This window comes from Streptosporangium subroseum (genome assembly GCF_900188345.1).
GTDB lineage: Bacteria > Actinomycetota > Actinomycetes > Streptosporangiales > Streptosporangiaceae > Streptosporangium > Streptosporangium subroseum.
Genome location: NZ_FZOD01000011.1, coordinates 179,117 through 196,190, shown reverse-complemented (window position 1 = coordinate 196,190; position 17,074 = coordinate 179,117). Strand labels below are relative to the sequence as shown.

Below are 17,074 nucleotides of genomic sequence, written 5' to 3'. Positions count from 1 at the left end.
CCGGCGCCCCCGGACACGGATCTCGGTCGGGGAGCGCCGGACGACCACGCGTCCGCTGTCTAGCTGGTGACCGCGAGGGCGAGCGGGAGGACCGCGGGAGCCCCGGCGTGGCGCAGCATGGCGGCCCCCAGGGTCATGGTCCAGCCGGTGTCGACACGGTCGTCGACCAGCAGGACCGGACCGCCCGCCGCGGCGACGCCCGCGCCCAGGGCCGCGGGCATGGCGAGGGTGGACCTGATCGCCTGGACTCGCTGAGCGCTGTTGAACTGCCGTCCGGGCCGGCCCGACCGGTAGCCCAGATCACCCAGATAGGACAGGCGGCCCACCTGGGCCAGCCGCTCGGCCAGGCTGCGGACCAGCTGGGGCCGGCTGCCCGAGGGCATCGCGACCACGCTGATCGGGCGCTGTGACCATTCCCAGGACGACAGGACCTTGATCACAGCGGCGAAGACGTCGTCGGGGACCGGGCCGTCGGGGGCTCCGTCGGAGAGAAGACCCCTCAGACGGTTGCCCCAGCCGATGTCGGTGAGCCGGCCCAGCACCCGGCCGGGCTCGGCGCCCAGCTCGGGCTTGATCCGGCCCTTGAGGTCGGTCAGCCCGGTCGGCCACTGCTTGCGCGCCTCGATCTCCACCCCCGGCCGCTGCAGGCGCTCGGCCGCGCGCTCCACGGCCCGCGCCTCGACCTCCGGCGAGCGGTGGACTCCGGTGCAGTTGTCGCAGCGCCCACACGGTTTGGCGGCGTCGTCGTCCAGGCGGTGGCGGAGGAACTCCTCGCGGCAGCCGGTGGTGTCGAGGTAGTCGAGCATGGCCTTCTGCTCGGCCTCGCGCTCGGCGGCGACCCGGGCGTAGCGGTCCGCGTCGTAACCCCACGGTTCGCCGGTCGCCTCCCAGCCGCCCTTGACCCTGTGCACCGCGCCGTCCACGTCGAGGACCTTGAGCATGGTCTCCAGCCTGCTCCGGCTGAGATCCACCCGGTTCTCCAGGGCGGCCGTGGACAGCACCCCCCCTTCCTCCAGGGCGGCGAGCACGGTCCGCACGACCGGCTCGGGCGGGAAGGCCAGCGAGGCGAAATAGGCCCAGATCTCGCGGTCTTCCGCACCGGGCAGCAGGATCACCTCGGCCCGCTCCACCCCGCGACCGGCCCGGCCGACCTGCTGGTAGTAGGCCACGGGAGACGGCGGCGCGCCCATGTGGATGACAAAGCCGAGGTCGGGCTTGTCGTACCCCATCCCCAGCGCCGAGGTGGCGACCAACGCCTTGATCTTGTTGTCGAGCAGCGCCTGCTCGGCGGCGAGCCGCTCCGCCTGCTCGGTCTGCCCGGAGTAGGCGACCACCTCGTGGCCCTGCTCGCGCAGGTATGCGGCGATCTCCTGGGCCGCGGCCACGGTGAGCGTGTAGATGATCCCCGAACCGGGGAGCTCGTGCAGCGTCTGGGCGAGCCAGGCCAGGCGCTGCTCGGCGCCGCGCAACCGCACGACCCCGAGGTGAAGGCTCTCGCGCTCCAGTGCCCCGCGCAGGACGAGCGTCTCCTCGCCCATCTGCTCGGCGACGTCGCGGGTGACCCGGGCATTGGCCGTGGCGGTGGTGGCCAGGATCGGCACGCCCTCCGACAGTTCCTCGAACAATGTGCGCAGCCGCCGGTAGTCAGGGCGGAAGTCATGACCCCAGTCGGAGATGCAGTGCGCCTCGTCCACCACGATCAGCCCCGCGCTCTCGGCCAGCTCGGGCAGCACCTGGTCGCGGAAGTCGGGGTTGTTGAGCCGCTCGGGGCTGACCAGCAGCACGTCGACCGTACCCTCGGCGACCTGGTTGTAGATCTGTTCCCAGTCTTCCGGGTTGGCCGAGTTGATCGTTACCGCGTTGATCCCGGCCCGCTCGGCGGCGGCGATCTGGTTGCGCATCAGGGCCAGCAGGGGCGACACGATGACGGTCGGCCCCTCGCCCAGTTCGCGCAGGAGCGCGGTGGCGACGAAGTAAACAGCCGACTTGCCCCAGCCCGTGCGCTGCACCACGAGCACCCGGCTTCTCTCCATGACCAGCGCCTTGATCGCCGTCCACTGGTCCTCACGCAGCCGGGCGTGCTCCCCGGCGAGCGCACGCAGTCGCTCTTCGGCCTCTTCTCGCAGCATCTGCTCTTCGCTCACCGGTCATTGGTACCAGGTCCCGGTGACTATTTCCCCCTACTACGGCATGCGGGGTCGCGACGACACCATGCGGAGTGACCTGGGTCACACTACGCTCAGAATGATTTCAAATGGTCTCGAATGGTGCCTTCCGCCGCCTTCCGCGGGCACGGAGGGATCGGCCGCGTTCCGCGCCATGATTTGATGCATCTCACTATGGACGTCACCACCTGGTATCTCGAACAGACCTCACCTGCCGATCTGCTCGCCGCGAAGCAACCGGCGATCGAGGTCGGCGTCGTGCTCGCCGAAATGCCCTCGCCCGAGTTCAGCCGGTTCCTCAGCACGGCCGTCGGCGGAGACTGGCACTGGACCAATCGGCTACCGTGGACCTGGCAGCAGTGGGCGGACTGGCTGGACCGCGGTGTGGAGACCTGGGTGGCCTACCACCGCGGCACCCCGGCCGGATATGCCGAGTTGATGCCTCAGGACGACGCGACGGTTGAGATCACCTGTTTCGGCCTCCTGCCCTGGGCGATCGGCAAGGGCGTGGGCGGGCATCTGCTCGAGTTCACCGCGGCCCGTGCCTGGGATCTGGCCGAGCGGCAGCCGGACCGGGAGCCGACCCGGCGGGTGTGGCTGCACACCTGCTCCCTCGACAGCCCGGTGGCGCTCGCCAACTACCAGGCGCGAGGGTTCCGGATCTACGACAGCAGGCTCAACGTTCCCGGGGATGAGTACGAAGGCGACGCTCCCGGGCCCTGGCCCGGAGCCGGGCCCAGGCCGGCTCAGGCCACCGGCGCCCCGTCCGATCGCCGGTAGCCGGTAGATCGGCCCGCAGGCGGCCTTGAAGTGTCGGGTGCCCTGGGTATGGTATCGAGTCTCGGCACAATGTTCGGCTACCTCTTCCCGGCCTGACGCTCCTCCAGAGCCGATGGCTACGGCTACACCACGCAGACAGAAGGAGGATGCGCTTCCCCCCGGCCTGAAGGCCGAGGTGCCCGCGCAGGAAATCAGATGGCTCGACGGACGACCACACCCCCGACTGACGAGGGCTTCGAGGAGCGGATCGTCGACATCGACGTTTCCACCGAGATGCGCACCAGCTTCCTCGAATACGCATACTCGGTCATCTATCAGCGCGCGCTGCCCGATGCCAGGGACGGCCTCAAACCCGTCCAGCGCCGCATCCTCTACTCCATGAGCGAGATGGGCCTGCGCCCCGACCGGGGTCACGTCAAATCCTCGCGCGTCGTCGGCGACGTGATGGGCAAGCTGCACCCGCACGGCGACACCGCCATCTACGACGCGCTGGTCCGCATGGCGCAGCCGTTCTCGATGCGGCTGCCGCTGATCGACGGGCACGGCAACTTCGGCTCCCCCGACGACATGCCCGCCGCGATGCGTTACACCGAGGCCCGTCTGGCCTCGGCGGCCATGGCGATGGTGCAGTCGATCGACGAGGACACCGTCGACTTCAAGCCCAACTACGACGGCCAGGAGACCGAGCCCACGGTCATGCCGTCGGCTTTCCCGAACCTGCTGGTCAACGGGGCCACCGGTATCGCGGTCGGCATGGCGACCAACATGGCGCCGCACAACCTCGTCGAGGTCATCGCGGCCGCACGCCACCTGATCAAGAAGCCGGACGCGACCCTCGACGACCTGATGCGGTTCGTGCCGGGGCCCGACCTGCCCACCGGCGGCACGATCATCGGCCTGGACGGCATCCGCGACGCGTACACCAAGGGCCGGGGCACCTTCCGGATGCGCGCCAAGTGCGCCGTGGAGCAGGTCAGCCCCCGGCGCAAGGGCATCATCGTCACCGAGCTGCCGTTCAACGTCGGCCCCGAGCGCGTGGTCACCAAGATCAGAGAGCTGGTCACCGCCAAGAAGCTCCAGGGCATCTCCGACCTCAAGGACCTCAGCGACCGGCACAAGGGCCTCAGCCTGGTCATCGAGATCAAGAACGGCTTCATCCCCGAGGCCGTGCTGGAGGAGCTCTACCGGCTGACGCCGATGGAGGAGACCTTCGGCATCAACAACGTGGCGCTGGTCGACGGCCAGCCCCGCACGCTGGGCCTGCGCGAGCTGCTCCAGGTCTACGTGGACCACCGCATCAACGTGGTCCGCCGCCGCTCGGCCTACCGCCGCCGCAGGCGTGAGGAGCGCCTGCACCTGGTCGACGGTCTCGTCATCGCCCTGCTCAACATCGACGAGGTCATCCAGGTCATCCGTTCCTCGGAGAACTCCGCCCAGGCCCGCGAGCGCCTGATGGAGGTCTTCGAGCTTTCGGAGATCCAGGCCGCCTACATCCTCGACACCCCGCTGCGCCGCCTGACCCGCTTCGACAAGCTGGAACTCGACAACGAGAAGCGGGTTCTCCAGGAGGAGATCGCCGACCTGACCGCGATCCTGTCCTCGGACGACAAGCTCCGCAAGGTCGTCTCCGACGAGCTCGCCCAGGTCTCCAAGACCTTCGGCACGCCTCGCCGCACGGTGCTGCTGGAGTCCTCCGGCGTCACCAGGAACGCCACGGCGCCGCTGGAGGTGCCCGACGACCCGTGTCTGGTGCTGTTCTCCTCGACCGGCCTTCTGGCACGCACCTCCGACGCCTCCTCGCTGGCCGGCGACGGTGAGCGCTCGGCCCACGACGTGCTGATCTCCGCGGTGAGAAGCACGGTCAGGGGTGAGGTCGGCGTGGTCACCAACCAGGGCCGGATGATCCGGGTCCAGGTGGTCGACCTGCCGACGCTGCCCCGCTCGGTCAACCCGCCGTCGCTGTCCGGCGGACATCCCGTGTCCGAATATGTCACCTTCAACCCGGACGAAACGGTTGTGGGCATCGGCTCGCTCGATCCTGACGGGCCCGGACTGGCCCTGGGCACGGCACAGGGCGTGGTCAAGCGGGTGGTCCCCGACTACCCGGCGAACCGCGACGACTTCGAGGTCATCGGGCTCAAGGACGGCGACACGGTGGTGGGGGCGGTGGAGCTGACCAGCGAGGATCACGACCTGGTCTTCGTCACCTCCGAAGCCCAGCTGCTGCGCTACCCCGCCTCCATCGTCCGTCCGCAGGGTCGTCCGGCGGGCGGCATGGCTGGCGTACGGCTCGACAACGACGCCACCGTGATCTGGTTCGGCGTGGTCGATCCGGCGCGCGAGTCACAGGTCGTGACGATCGCCGGATCCTCCACCGCGCTGCCCGGCACCCAGATCGGCGGGGCCAAGATCTCCGACTTCACCGAATATCCGGCCAAGGGCCGTGGCACCGGTGGCGTTCGCGTCCAGCGTTTCCTCAAGGGCGAAGACGTGCTGCTGCTCGCCTGGGTCGGCCCCGGCCCTGCCCGCGCGGTCTCAGCCGTCGGCAAGCCCGTGCCTCTCCCCGAGGAGCTGGGCCGGCGTGACGGCTCCGGAGTCCGGCTCACCCACACCGTGGCGGCCGTCGGCGGAGCCATCGGCGCCTTCGACGAACCCGCGCAGGACCCTCAGGCCCCGCAGAGCCCTGAGATCGCGTAGGACCGTCAGTCCACGCAGAGGCAGAACGGATGCCCGGCTGGGTCGAGAAAGACGCGGAAACCGTCCTTCTCGCCCGGCTGGTGCGGGTGTTTGACCGCGCCCAGCGCCACCGTGGCCGCTTCGGCCTCGTCAAGGTCGTCCACAGTCACGTCGATGTGAAACTGCTGGGGCCGGTCGGCACTGGGCCAGACGGGCGGCTGGTGGTCCGGGGCCAGCTGGAAGCAGAGCCGTCCCGGATTTCCATCGGTGACCGTCACCCAGTCGTCCTCGACGCCGGTGATCTCCCACCCCAGAAGGGCGCTGTAGAAATCGGCCAGGCGCTTCGGGTCGGGACAGTCGATAACGATCGACCGCATGCGGGCAACTGCCATGATTCCTCCAAATTTCGACACCGGTAAAGATCTTATGGCGGTGTCCTCGGAAGCTTCAATCGCTTTTTGCGCCCATCAGCTCGGAGTGCGCGAAACGCCCCCGGCCCTGAGCGCGCAGAACGCCTAAGCCCCGGGGCCCGTCAAACGCCTCGGCCTTGGGACGCGCAGAACGCCTGCCCCAGCGCCACCGCCGTATTCCTCACCCGATCACGCCGGTGCGCCCTGAAGCGCGAACCGGATCGCCATCAACAACTGCCAGGGCTCGCCGGACTCCCAGAAACGGATCAGCCGGGCGACCTGATCGGTCGGCTGGAACTCGTCACAGCCGGGCGGACCGAAACATCCCGCCTCCGCGAGGGCGACCACAAACGGGTCGTCGTCGCTCAACGACCGGGCGTAGACCGCCGCGTCGAGGAGGGCCAGCGCCGAGCGGGCGTTGCGTCCCTCATCTCCGGTCTCCACCCGGTCCAGCCTTCGCCTACCCTGGGCGCGCAGATAGTCGGCCAGGGATTCGGTCCTGCTCATTGCCCTCTCCACGCTTCCACACCGTGCATCACAGCATCATTACTCAGAGTGAGTATCGATGGTGGGACCTTGGTGAAGACGTCGCGGAAAGAGGACCCGGAAATTCCCACGAAATGGGCATGAGGGATTATTGGTCCCGTTCATTCCGTCGACCAAGAGGTATTCAAGTGAGCGTCTTCGACGACCTGCTGGCCGCGAACGAGGACTTCTCCGCCGCATTCACCGATGCGGAGCTGACCGGCAAGGCGGCCCGCGGCCTAGCGGTGGTGACCTGCATGGACTCGCGGATCGACCCGCTGGGACTGTTCGGCCTGAAGCCCGGTGACGCCAAGATCCTGCGTAACGCCGGAGCCCGGGTGACCGACGACGTGCTGCGGACGCTCGTCCTGGCGGTCTATCTGCTGGGCGTCAAGCGGGTGCTGGTCATGCCGCACACGGACTGTGGCATGTCAAAGGTCACCGACGACGACGTGCACGAGCTCGCCGCCCGGCACGGCGTCGACACCCGGAGCCTGGAGTTTCACACCGTCCCCGACCAGAACGCCGCCCTGCGCCATGACCTCATGCGCATCGGGACCAGCCCGTTCTTGCCCCCGGACCTGCCCGTGGGCGGCGCGATCTACGACGTGCGCACCGGAAAGCTGATGCCGATCGAGATGTGGACCGGGCGGGGGCAGGATTCCCCGCCCCTCGACCCCGGCGGCACGGCCCGCTAGGCCCATTTTCCGCACGTGCCATATCGTTGCAGGTCAGCAGCTATATCTGATCCAACGCCATGGGTAATCGCCCCAGACCGATCGGGGTCACGTGCGGAATGCAGGGCTAGGCGTCGATGTGGTCGCGGTCGACCTCGGCCGCGCTGCCCACGATGAACTCCCGGCGCGGGGCCACGTCGCTGCCCATCAGGAGGTCGAAGATGCGCTCGGCCTCCTGGATGTCCTCGATCTGGACCCGGCGAAGGGTCCGGTGGCGAGGCTCCATGGTCGTCTCGGCCAGCTGGTCGGCGTCCATCTCGCCCAGGCCCTTGTAACGCTGGACCGGATCCTTCCAGCGCTTGCCCCGGCGCTCCAGGTCGCGCAGGACCCGGTGCAGCTCCGCGTCGGAGTAGCAGTAGACGTATTTGTTCTGACCGCGACCGGGGTTGGTGACCTCGATCCGGTGCAGCGGCGGGACGGCGGCGAAGACACGGCCGGCCTCGACCATCGGCCTCATGTAGCGGTGGAACAGGGTGAGCAGCAGGCAGCGGATGTGAGCGCCGTCGACGTCGGCGTCGGCCATCAGGATGACCTTGCCGTAGCGGGCCGCCTCGATGTCGAAAGAGCGGCCGGAGCCCGCGCCGATGACCTGGATGATCGCGGCACACTCGGTGTTCTTGAGCATGTCGGCGACGGACGCCTTCTGCACGTTCAGGATCTTGCCGCGGATCGGCAGCAGCGCCTGGAACTCGGAGTCGCGGGCCGCGCGGGCGGTGCCCAGCGCCGAGTCACCCTCGACGATGAACAGCTCGCTGCGGTCCACCTCGTCGCTGCGGCAGTCGACCAGCTTGGCCGGGAGCGCGGAGTTTTCCAGGGCGGTCTTGCGCCGCTGGTTGTCACGGTGCTCACGGGCGGCGACGCGGGCCTTGGCCGCTGCGGCGATCTTCTCCAGGACCGCGCGCAGCTGCTGCTTGGCACCGCGCGGAAGGTTGGTGAAGAGCTCCTTGAGCTCTCGCGCGACGACGTGGGCGACGATCCTGGAGGCCGCCGAGGTGCCCAGGACCTCCTTGGTCTGCCCCTCGAACTGCGGCTCGGGCACCCGGACGGTCACCACTCCGGTGAGGCCCTCCATGATGTCCTCGCGGGTGACCGGGGCATCGCCGTTCTTCAGCAGGCGGGTCTCACGCAACTGCTCGTTCAGCGTGCGGACGAGGGCCCGCTCGAAACCGTTGATGTGAGTGCCCCCCTTGGGGGTGGCGATCACGTTGACGAAGGATCGGATGGTGCTGTCGTAGCCCTTGCCCCAGCGCAGCGCGACGTCCACGGTGAGCTCGCGCTGGACCTCGGTGGCGGTCATGTGCCCAAGATCGTCGAGGACCGGCACGGTCTCGTGGAAGTGGCCGACGCCCTGCAGGCGCAGCACGTCACAGACCGCCTCGTCACGGGCGAGGAACTCGGTGAACTCCGAGATGCCGCCGTCGAAGCGGAACACCTCCTCGGCGGCCTCCTCACCGCGGCTGTCACGCACGGCCAGGGTCAGGCCGGGGACCAGGAACGCGGTCTGACGGAGGCGGACGTGGATCTCGTCGAGGGAGACCTCGGCATCGGGCAGGAAGATCTGGTGGTCCACCCAGAAGCGGACGCGGGTGCCGGTGACCTTGCGGGCGAGTTTGCCGCCGTCGCGCAGCCCGGACTTCTTCTTGAACTTGGCCGTGGGCCCGTTGCCGTCGAAGACGCCGGGGACTCCCCGGCGGAAGCTGATCTCATGGATCTGGCCGCCGCGGTCGACCTCGACGTCCAGCCGCGAGGACAGGGCGTTGACCACCGAGGCGCCGACGCCGTGCAGGCCGCCGGAGGCGCCGTAGGAGCCGCCTCCGAACTTCCCGCCGGCGTGGAGCTTGGTGTAGACGAGCTCGACTCCCGCCAGGCCGCTCTTGGGCTCGATGTCCACCGGGATGCCACGGCCGTTGTCACGGACCTCGATCGAACCGTCGGCGTGGAGCTCGACCTCGATGCGGTCGCAGTGGCCGGCCAGGGCCTCGTCGACCCCGTTGTCCACGATCTCCCAGAGGCAGTGCATGAGGCCACGACTGTCGGTGGACCCGATGTACATGCCCGGGCGCTTGCGAACGGCTTCGAGACCCTCCAGCACCGACAGATGACGAGCCGTATAACCCGCCTCCGCGCTAACTGCGGTCACAGCCACTCCCACTCTGCTCGAACACGTGTGCGCAGCTTACCGTTCTTCCCACCGCTGCGCGTACAAGCTTGCCATCAGGTGGCCAACAGTGTTACATCCGGCGTGATCACCCTTACCTCCGGACGCTTTCCGCTCTCGGCGTAGTGGGGGGTCGGTTGGGAACGTTCGTATCGGGTTAGATGTTCTCTCAAGTGACTGACGCCAGATCCTCCACTTGGGGATGACCTGAAAGGCGATACGTGACTGGAACTCTCGCCCCCGCCAAGCAGCTAACGGCCGCGGACCGCTGCGACCGGTGCGGCGCCCAGGCTTACATCCGCGCGACCCTGCCCATAGGTGGGGAGCTGCTGTTCTGCGCCCACCACGGGCGGCAGCACATAGCCGTGCTGAGAGACAAGGGTGCCAACATCCAGGACGAGTCGGCGCGTCTCAGCGACGCTCCTTCGACTGCGACCAACGATGAATAGGTAGGTGCAGGAGTCATCGGACCCGGTAGCGATATCGGCCCGACACCGTGAGGTCCTGCCGCTCCTAGAGCGGCCGGGTCACGGTGTTCGCCTCCACCACGACTGAATATGCCCGCCACACGTACCCTGCCCTCGCGCATACGAGAGCAGGGCACGCCATATCCCCGTTGATGGCCCGGGTGCCGCGCGCGCGGCACCACAGCCATTGAACAAGATCTCGGTTCCGCTCCACGGCCTCCTACCCCAACGAGGCGTGGACGGCAGGCGTGCCGATGAGGATGTGCGTGGCCGTCCTCAGGCCGCCGGCACCGAATCCTCCGTTCACGTTTCGCGATTTTCCATTCACGCTGCGCAGTCGTCGTAAGCGTTTTCCACCCGCGTTCCATCAGACCTTGAGCCATGCCCGGGTGAGAGTCATGCCCGCGAGAGCGCTCAGCCCGCTCGGTCACATCGCCGGCGGCGCGCAGAACCCGTCTCTCCGTATCCGTCCGGTGGATCGCCGGCCGGGAGTGGTCGACAGGACGGTCAAAAGCCCTGTTGATCATGTTGAAGGACACTGAAGGACTCCGGCTTCCGCTCACCGCACTACGCTCGGCGACTGTGCTGATTGTGCTGCCTCCGTCGGAGGGAAAGGCCGCGCTTGGCGACGGCCCCGCCCTTGACCTGCCCCAACTGAGTTTTTCCTCCCTGAACGCGTCCCGGGAGATCGTCCTGGACTCGCTCGGCGCACTGTGCGAAGGCGCCGAGGCTCAGGTCGTCCTCGGATTGTCGCCGGGACAGCTCGGTGAGATCGGCAAGAACCAGACCCTGCGGACCGCCCCCACGTTGAAGGCCGCCGATCTCTACACCGGCGTGCTCTACGAAAATCTCGGCCTGGCCTCCCTGTCCCACGAGGCGTCCGGGCGGGCGGCGGAGAGCCTGTTGATCTTCTCCGGGCTCTGGGGCCTGTTGCGGATCACCGACCGGGTGCCACCGTACCGGCTCTCCATGGGAGTGAAACTGCCGTCGCTCGGCGGGCTGGGCTCCTACTGGCGCCGGTCGATCACCCCGGTTCTCGACGCCGAGCCCGGCCTGGTCGTGGACCTGCGCTCCAGCACCTACGCCGCGGCGTGGCGGCCCGGTGACCGTGCGGTGACGGTGCGAGTGCTCAGGGACGGCAAGGTCGTCAGCCACATGGCCAAGGCCACTCGCGGTGCGATCGCCCGCTCCCTGCTGGAGGAGGGCGCCGACCCTCGGACCCCCGGCGAACTCGCCAAGATCCTGGACCACCTGGGCCACTCCGTCACCCTCGAACCGCCCCCGAGCGGCAGAGGATCGTGGACACTCAGCGTCAAAGTGTGACATATGGCGCATTTCTTAAAGCTGCTTAAAGCTGAAGGCATACGGGGCACGCCCCTGCCGAAGCTCACCGCGCGCCGCGGCGGCCTCCCGTTCCCCTCCGGAACGCCCGGAGAGCTTTCCTCCAGAACGCCCGGAGAGCGCACCTCTTACCGGAAGCCTCCACGCCGACAGGTTTCCTGGGCGCTCACACAGGAACGACGTTGAGCCGGCCGCAGGCCCGCAGAAACTGCTGAGCCGGATCGCCAAGATAGGACCATGGCAGCCGGCTCACCCTGCCTCCGGTCCGCATGAGGTGCCCGCGTGCGGGCCGCCGCAGGTCAGCCAGGTAGAAAGCGGCTCCGAACAGGTTGTGGGCCTCCACCGCCCGTGGATGTCCGCTCCTGCCCAGCCAGCGTCCCGCGTGTGAGACGACCTCGCGCAGCGCCTCGTCCGAGAACCAGCCTCCCCGCGACATCGGCGAGCGCTCGGCTGCCACCTGCTCGAAATGCGCCAGGGGCAGCAGCGCGGGCATCGGGTCGCCGTCCGGCGCCTGCGAGACGGCTTCCCTGACAAACTTCAGCATCTCCTGTGCGCTGCCTCCCCAGGCTGGGGAGAGCGTCATCAACCGGGCCACGTGGGCCGGAAAGAGTGTCGGATAACGGCGAACGGCCTCGAACCAGGCCGCGTCCTTCTCCTGACGCGGACGGTCGAGGCCGAGACAGAACCACATCATCGACTCCCAGGGCACCGGATCCGACGGTGCGAGCGCCGCAGCGGTGAGGAGCGGCCGCCTGGCCGACTCCATCGCCTGCTGGAAGGCCTGCAGGCGCTGCGCCTGCACGGCTCTCGCCTTCACATCCGGTTTGAGCGCCCAGGCCTCCTCGATGCGAGTACGGCCCAGCCACAGCCAGAGATCGGGATTACCCTGGTCACGGCTTGTCAGTGCCTCGATGCTCCGGCTGAAGCCGACGGCGGCCTTGGCCAGTGCCTCGACCCTGAGCGCCCGGCTCTCCGGATCCCCTCGGGTCGCACCGAGCGCAACCGTCCCGGCCTCGAAAATCTTCCGGCGCACCGCGGTGACCGCGTCGTCGAGCATTGCGTCCGCCCACGGGCGATCAACGATCACCCGCGGCCCCCGGGCGCGAATCCTGTCCATTTCGGCCACACCCATGGGGCGCGAGCCTAGAAGCCCGTCCCACACTCCGTGCTACCGGGCTGTTACAGCTGCGTTAACGACGGCAGGGCCCACACCGGATGGCGTGGGCCCTGCCGTCGATGAATCTCAGTCCAGGTAGTCGCGCAGAACCTGGGACCGGGACGGGTGGCGAAGCTTGGACATGGTCTTGGACTCGATCTGCCGGATGCGCTCGCGCGTCACCCCGTAGACCTTGCCGATCTCGTCGAGCGTCTTGGGCTGACCATCGGTGAGACCGAATCGCATCGAGACCACGCCCGCCTCACGTTCGGACAGCGTGTCCAGAACGGAGTGGAGCTGCTCCTGCAGAAGCGTGAAGCTGACCGCGTCGGCCGGGACGATCGCCTCGGAGTCCTCGATGAGGTCACCGAACTCGCTGTCGCCCTCCTCACCCAGAGGGGTGTGCAGGGAGATCGGCTCACGACCGTACTTCTGGACCTCGACGACCTTCTCCGGGGTCATGTCGAGCTCGCGGGCCAGCTCCTCGGGAGTGGGCTCGCGACCGAGATCCTGCAGCATCTGCCGCTGGACACGGGCCAGCTTGTTGATCACTTCGACCATGTGGACCGGGATGCGGATGGTCCGCGCCTGGTCGGCCATGGCCCGGGTGATCGCCTGCCGGATCCACCAGGTGGCGTAGGTGGAGAATTTGTAACCCTTGGTGTAGTCGAACTTCTCGACCGCGCGGATCAGGCCCAGGTTGCCCTCCTGGATCAGGTCCAAAAAGAGCATGCCGCGGCCGGTGTAGCGCTTGGCCAGCGAGACCACGAGGCGGAGGTTGGCCTCCAGCAGGTGGTTCTTGGCCCGGCGGCCGTCCTCGGCGATCCACTCCAGCTCGGCGCGGACGTCGACCGGAAGCTTCTCGCCGTCGGTGCCCAGCTGCTCCTCGGCGAACAGGCCGGCCTCGATGCGCTTGGCGAGCTCGACCTCCTGCTCGGCGTTGAGCAGCGGGACCTTGCCGATCTGCTTGAGGTAGTCCTTGACCGGGTCGGCGGTGGCGCCGGCGGCGGCGACCTGCGGCACAGGAGCGTCGTCGTCGTCGTCGGAGAGAATGAGGACCTCGTCCTCGTTCTGCTCGACGACCACGACCTTGGGCGCTTCCTCGGCCTCGGCCTCGGCCTCAACCTCTACTTCGACCTCTACCTCGACTTCGACCTCAACCTCGGCCACGGCCTCCAGGTCGAAGTCCTCGAGCTCGACATCCTCGAGCTCGACGTCCTCATCGTCCTCACCCAAGGCCGACTTCGGCTTCGGGTCGGACTTCGGGGCAGCCGCCTCGGGCCCGGCCTTCTTGGGCGGGGCGGGAACCGGCTTCTTGGCAGCCGGGGCGACCTTCTTGGCCGGGGTCGCCGGCTTCTTGGCCGCGGGTGTGGGCTCGGAGCCGCTGACGACCGCGGTGACGGTCTCCGGCTGCTCCTTGGCCGCCGCGGCGGTCTTGGTCTTCTTAACTGTGGCGGGAACGGCGGGGGCACGGCGCTTGGTCGAAGTCCGGGACTTCTTGGGAGCCGCGGAGTCCTCAGCGGTCAGTCTTACCGTGATGCCCTCTTTGCTGAGGCTGCGCAGTATTCCAGCGACCTGCGCCATCGGAATGTCCGCTTCCTCGACGGCCTTGCGGACATCCTCGGACTCGAGGAACCCCTGCGAGCGCCCCCGCTCCATCAGCTGCTGAATGACGGGCTCGTTCAGCTCGGATGGCTTCGAGCGAGTCGAACTTGCAGGCGACACGAACACCTCTCGAAGGAAAGCGTGACGAGAATGGACCCAGATGCCCAACTAGGGGCAGTTAGCTCTAGTTGTAATTAGCGAGGCCGCGCGAACCGCGACGCACCTGTCCAGCATTGTGGCATGACACCGTGATCCATACGGCCGCCTCCTGGCGGTTGTCCTCCACCCTAGGCCGACCAAGAGAGTAGTGCGTACGTAAGCGAGGCACCGATACCCGAAAGCAACCGTTATGACTGATTCATTCAGTCACTCTTCGTGGCTGGAGGAACATGAATCGCGAGCACCGTGACGTCGTCATCCTGCTCATATCCCGACAGCATCCGATCCACCAGGAAATCCAGCAACATATGCGGGCTTCCGACGACTTCGGGTGGCGCTTCGGTCACAACAGAGCAAAGTTCAGCTAGTCCGGCATCGAGCCCACGCTTCCTGTTCTCGACCAGACCATCCGAATACAGGACAGCGGTGTGACCAGGAGGAACGCAGAACCGGAACTGCCTGCGGCTCGTGGGCCAGCCGAGCGGCGTGCCCGGCTCACCGTCGCACAGCAGCGGCACGCCCTGCGGTGAGACGAGCAGGGGCGGCGGGTGTCCGGCCAGCGCCAGCGTGCCCTCTCCGGTGCCGGGCTCGACCACCATGTAGGCGAGGGTGGTGACCTGCTCTTCCTCCTCGGTGGCCTCGAAGACCCGATCCAGGCCGGTGAGGACCGCCGCGGGCGGCGGATTGGTCAGTGCCAGGGCCCGCATGGCGTTGCGGATCCTGCCCATCCCCGCCGCGGCCTTGACACCCTTGCCCATGACGTCGCCGACCACCGCCGCGACCCGGCCGTCCTGCAGCACGAACGCGTCGTACCAGTCGCCTCCGACCTGCACGTGACGGCTTCCCGAGCGGAAGCGCTGGGCCAGCACCAGACCGCGCACCACCGGCAGGCGATCGGGCAGCAGGCTGCGCTGGAGCGTCTCGGCGGTGCGGTGCTCCCGCTCGAACAGGGTGGCCCGCTCCACGGCCAGGGCGCACTGCCCGGCGAGCGCCTCCAGGAAGACGCCGTCCTCCTGAGAGATCTTCTGGGGCCTGGTGAAGGAGAAGCGCAGCGCGCCGAGCGCGCGCCCCGCGGCCAGCAGCGGCAGGCCCACCCAGGCCCGCTCATCGCTGTGGGCGATGAAGCTGGTGACGGTCTCCTCCTCGCCTCCCGCGTCCACGAGCTGGGATTTCAGGCTCTCGGGGGACTCGGCGAAGACCGGGCGGCGGCTGTTCACCGCCATGGTCATCACGCTGGAGTGCGACAGCGGGATCTCCTCGCCCGGCGCGCCGGGCACATCGGGGATGCCACCGCTGTTGACCAGCTTCAGGGCGGCCCTGTCGATGTCGAGCAGCGCCACGGCCGACCGGTCGGCCGCCAGCGCCGTACGGCCCACGTCGATGATGACCTGGACGACCTGCTCGACGGTGAGCGCCTCGGCGAGCATCGCCGTGGCGCCCTGGAGCCGCGCGGTCCGCAGGGCGGCGGCGCCAAGCTGATCGGTCAGCCGCCCGCGCATCTCCTCGGCCTCGCGCTGCGGGGTGACGTCGGTGTTCGCGCCCACCCACTCGACCACCCGGCCGTGCCGGATGATCGGGACCGCGCGCACCTCGAAGTGGCGATAGCCGCTGGACCGGGTGCGAACGCGATAGCTCCACTCGAACATGGTCCGGCCGCGCAGCGCGTCGCGCCACGCCTCCTCGGTGTGGGGACGATCATCGGGATGAACGGCCTCCAGCCAGCCGTGGGTGAGGTATTCCTCAAGGCCCTGGCCGGTGATGGCGCGCCACTGCGGCGCGTCCTCCATGACGACCCCGGTCGGCGCGGTGATCCACACGAGCTGGGACTGGGCCTCGACCAGCGAGCGGTAACGCTCCTCGCTGCGCCGCAGATCCTCCTCGACCTGCCTGCTGTCGGTGATGTTCACCCCGATGAGGCAGACCGCGCGGAGCGTGCCCTTGTCGTCGTGGACCGGGGAGAACGTCAGCGACCAGTGATGGGTCTCCCCGTCGGCCGTGCGCACCCGGATCCGCTGATCGCCATCGACCTCGGAGCCTTCCGCGATGCCACGGACCGAGCCCTCGATGAGCGCGGTGAGATCGGCGGAGAGCAACTCGCCCGGAGCCCGGCCGACCAGACGCTCGACGGAGAGCCCGACCACGTCGGCGAAGACCTCGTCGACCCGCTGGAAACGACCGGCGGGGTCGAAGAACGCGAAAGCGAACGGTGACTGCGACAGCAAGCCCTGTAACAGCCCGGAGTCTGAGATGTCCACACCCGACTCCCGGGGACGGGGCACGGAGGTTTCGGCGCTCATGGTCGGCACCTCCGTCGCGTGCCAGGGTCTCCCACGAGGCACATCTCCAAACTTGCGAATTGGCGTAGCGCGGCTCCGGGGGACCGGATCCTGCAGTACATCATCAGCGATGGGTGTGTGCGGACGGAAGCCCCGCCCATGATGAGGTCGGCGCATCCCTCGAACGTCTTCGGCCCGGGGCCCGGGGGTTCCACGCTAACGCGCCGGGACACCGGCACGGCCATCCGCCGGCCGGCACTGAGCCGGAGCCGGATGGTGACGCTGTCTCCCGCCGCATCCGCCCCCTTTCCGAGGCCGAGGCAATCTAACGCCCTGATGCGAGAAGCCCGGATCGGGATCCTCCCGCGTGCTCGGCGTCATGGCTCTCGCCGGCCTTGCGCCGCCCAGAACCTGACGCTGCTCCCACCGTGTTCGCGGCCACCGGCGCGATCATCGCCGACGCCTTAAACGTTTGCGGCCAGGACCCTAGCAGGATCGAGCCGGACCGTCCCGGCAACTGCCGACCTCGTCTCCATCGGCATCCCCGGCAAGATCAGGCTACTGACTCCTTGTCCGTTTGGCTCCCTCTTCGACGACACCGGCCCGCTCCCCTGTAGCC

Annotated in this window: 12 protein-coding genes; 5 read left to right on the top strand and 7 right to left on the bottom strand. The window is 68.2% G+C overall.

From position 1 onward, the window contains the following. Positions 1-59 precede the first annotated feature (59 nt). Positions 60-2,129: a RecQ family ATP-dependent DNA helicase gene (locus CHC08_RS14410; RefSeq protein ID WP_089207794.1), complete on the bottom strand. Its 2,070-nt coding sequence runs from the start codon at positions 2,127-2,129 to the stop codon at positions 60-62. Between the two features lie 198 nt (positions 2,130-2,327). On the opposite strand from CHC08_RS14410, the gene CHC08_RS14405 reads away from it, so the two are divergent. Together CHC08_RS14405 and CHC08_RS14400 are read left to right on the top strand one after the other, a co-directional pair. Further along, positions 2,328-2,945: a GNAT family N-acetyltransferase gene (locus tag CHC08_RS14405; RefSeq protein WP_338055676.1), complete on the top strand. Its 618-nt coding sequence runs from the start codon at positions 2,328-2,330 to the stop codon at positions 2,943-2,945. Between the two features lie 195 nt (positions 2,946-3,140). After that, positions 3,141-5,642: a DNA gyrase/topoisomerase IV subunit A gene (locus CHC08_RS14400; protein ID WP_089207758.1), complete on the top strand. Its 2,502-nt coding sequence runs from the start codon at positions 3,141-3,143 to the stop codon at positions 5,640-5,642. Positions 5,643-5,647: 5 nt separating this feature from the next. Here the strand turns inward: CHC08_RS14400 and CHC08_RS14395 are convergent, their stop codons facing one another. Both CHC08_RS14395 and CHC08_RS14390 read right to left on the bottom strand, forming a co-directional pair. After that, positions 5,648-6,013 carry a VOC family protein gene (locus CHC08_RS14395; RefSeq protein ID WP_089207757.1) on the bottom strand — a complete coding sequence of 122 codons (366 nt, stop codon included), beginning with the start codon at positions 6,011-6,013 and terminating at the stop codon, positions 5,648-5,650. Positions 6,014-6,220: 207 nt separating this feature from the next. Then, positions 6,221-6,538: a hypothetical protein gene (locus CHC08_RS14390; protein WP_089207756.1), complete on the bottom strand. Its 318-nt coding sequence runs from the start codon at positions 6,536-6,538 to the stop codon at positions 6,221-6,223. Positions 6,539-6,657: 119 nt separating this feature from the next. Here CHC08_RS14390 and CHC08_RS14385 point away from each other — a divergent pair, with 119 nt between their 5' ends. Next, the gene (locus tag CHC08_RS14385; protein WP_089207755.1) at positions 6,658-7,254 is read left to right on the top strand and encodes a beta-class carbonic anhydrase; all 597 of its coding nucleotides are present in this window, start codon (positions 6,658-6,660) and stop codon (positions 7,252-7,254) included. Positions 7,255-7,360: 106 nt separating this feature from the next. On the opposite strand, the gene CHC08_RS14380 is transcribed toward CHC08_RS14385, so the two are convergent. Next, complete coding sequence (locus CHC08_RS14380) at positions 7,361-9,433, bottom strand: DNA gyrase/topoisomerase IV subunit B (protein ID WP_179282037.1); 2,073 nt, start codon at positions 9,431-9,433, stop codon at positions 7,361-7,363. A gap of 239 nt (positions 9,434-9,672) precedes the next feature. Between CHC08_RS14380 and CHC08_RS14375 the strand changes: the two genes are divergently transcribed. Next, the gene (locus tag CHC08_RS14375; RefSeq protein WP_089207753.1) at positions 9,673-9,900 is read left to right on the top strand and encodes a DUF7455 domain-containing protein; all 228 of its coding nucleotides are present in this window, start codon (positions 9,673-9,675) and stop codon (positions 9,898-9,900) included. A 600-nt stretch (positions 9,901-10,500) separates the two neighbouring features. Then, entirely contained in the window at positions 10,501-11,241 is a 741-nt protein-coding gene (locus tag CHC08_RS14370; protein WP_089207793.1) for a YaaA family protein, read from the top strand. A 184-nt stretch (positions 11,242-11,425) separates the two neighbouring features. Here the strand turns inward: CHC08_RS14370 and CHC08_RS14365 are convergent, their stop codons facing one another. The 3 genes from CHC08_RS14365 to CHC08_RS14355 all read right to left on the bottom strand — a co-directional run bounded on the left by CHC08_RS14365 (position 11,426) and on the right by CHC08_RS14355 (position 16,476). Further along, entirely contained in the window at positions 11,426-12,391 is a 966-nt protein-coding gene (locus tag CHC08_RS14365; protein WP_089207752.1) for a hypothetical protein, read from the bottom strand. 111 nt (positions 12,392-12,502) lie between these two features. Then, positions 12,503-14,140, bottom strand: coding sequence for an RNA polymerase sigma factor (locus CHC08_RS14360; RefSeq protein WP_089207792.1), 1,638 nt, complete (start codon positions 14,138-14,140; stop codon positions 12,503-12,505). Between the two features lie 242 nt (positions 14,141-14,382). Then, positions 14,383-16,476 carry a SpoIIE family protein phosphatase gene (locus tag CHC08_RS14355; RefSeq protein ID WP_089207751.1) on the bottom strand — a complete coding sequence of 698 codons (2,094 nt, stop codon included), beginning with the start codon at positions 16,474-16,476 and terminating at the stop codon, positions 14,383-14,385. Between the last annotated feature and the right edge of the window lie 598 nt (positions 16,477-17,074).

Excerpts from the sequence above, each read along its gene's own strand:
- CHC08_RS14400 (WP_089207758.1), top strand. The coding sequence starts at position 3,141 with ATGGCTCGACGGACGACCACACCCCCGACTGACGAGGGCTTCGAGGAG.
- CHC08_RS14395 (WP_089207757.1), bottom strand. The coding sequence starts at position 6,013 with ATGGCAGTTGCCCGCATGCGGTCGATCGTTATCGACTGTCCCGACCCG.
- CHC08_RS14355 (WP_089207751.1), bottom strand. The coding sequence starts at position 16,476 with ATGAGCGCCGAAACCTCCGTGCCCCGTCCCCGGGAGTCGGGTGTGGAC.
- CHC08_RS14365 (WP_089207752.1), bottom strand. The coding sequence starts at position 12,391 with ATGGGTGTGGCCGAAATGGACAGGATTCGCGCCCGGGGGCCGCGGGTG.
- CHC08_RS14405 (WP_338055676.1), top strand. The coding sequence starts at position 2,328 with ATGCATCTCACTATGGACGTCACCACCTGGTATCTCGAACAGACCTCA.
- CHC08_RS14390 (WP_089207756.1), bottom strand. The coding sequence starts at position 6,538 with ATGAGCAGGACCGAATCCCTGGCCGACTATCTGCGCGCCCAGGGTAGG.
- CHC08_RS14385 (WP_089207755.1), top strand. The coding sequence starts at position 6,658 with ATGAGGGATTATTGGTCCCGTTCATTCCGTCGACCAAGAGGTATTCAA.
- CHC08_RS14410 (WP_089207794.1), bottom strand. The coding sequence starts at position 2,129 with ATGCTGCGAGAAGAGGCCGAAGAGCGACTGCGTGCGCTCGCCGGGGAG.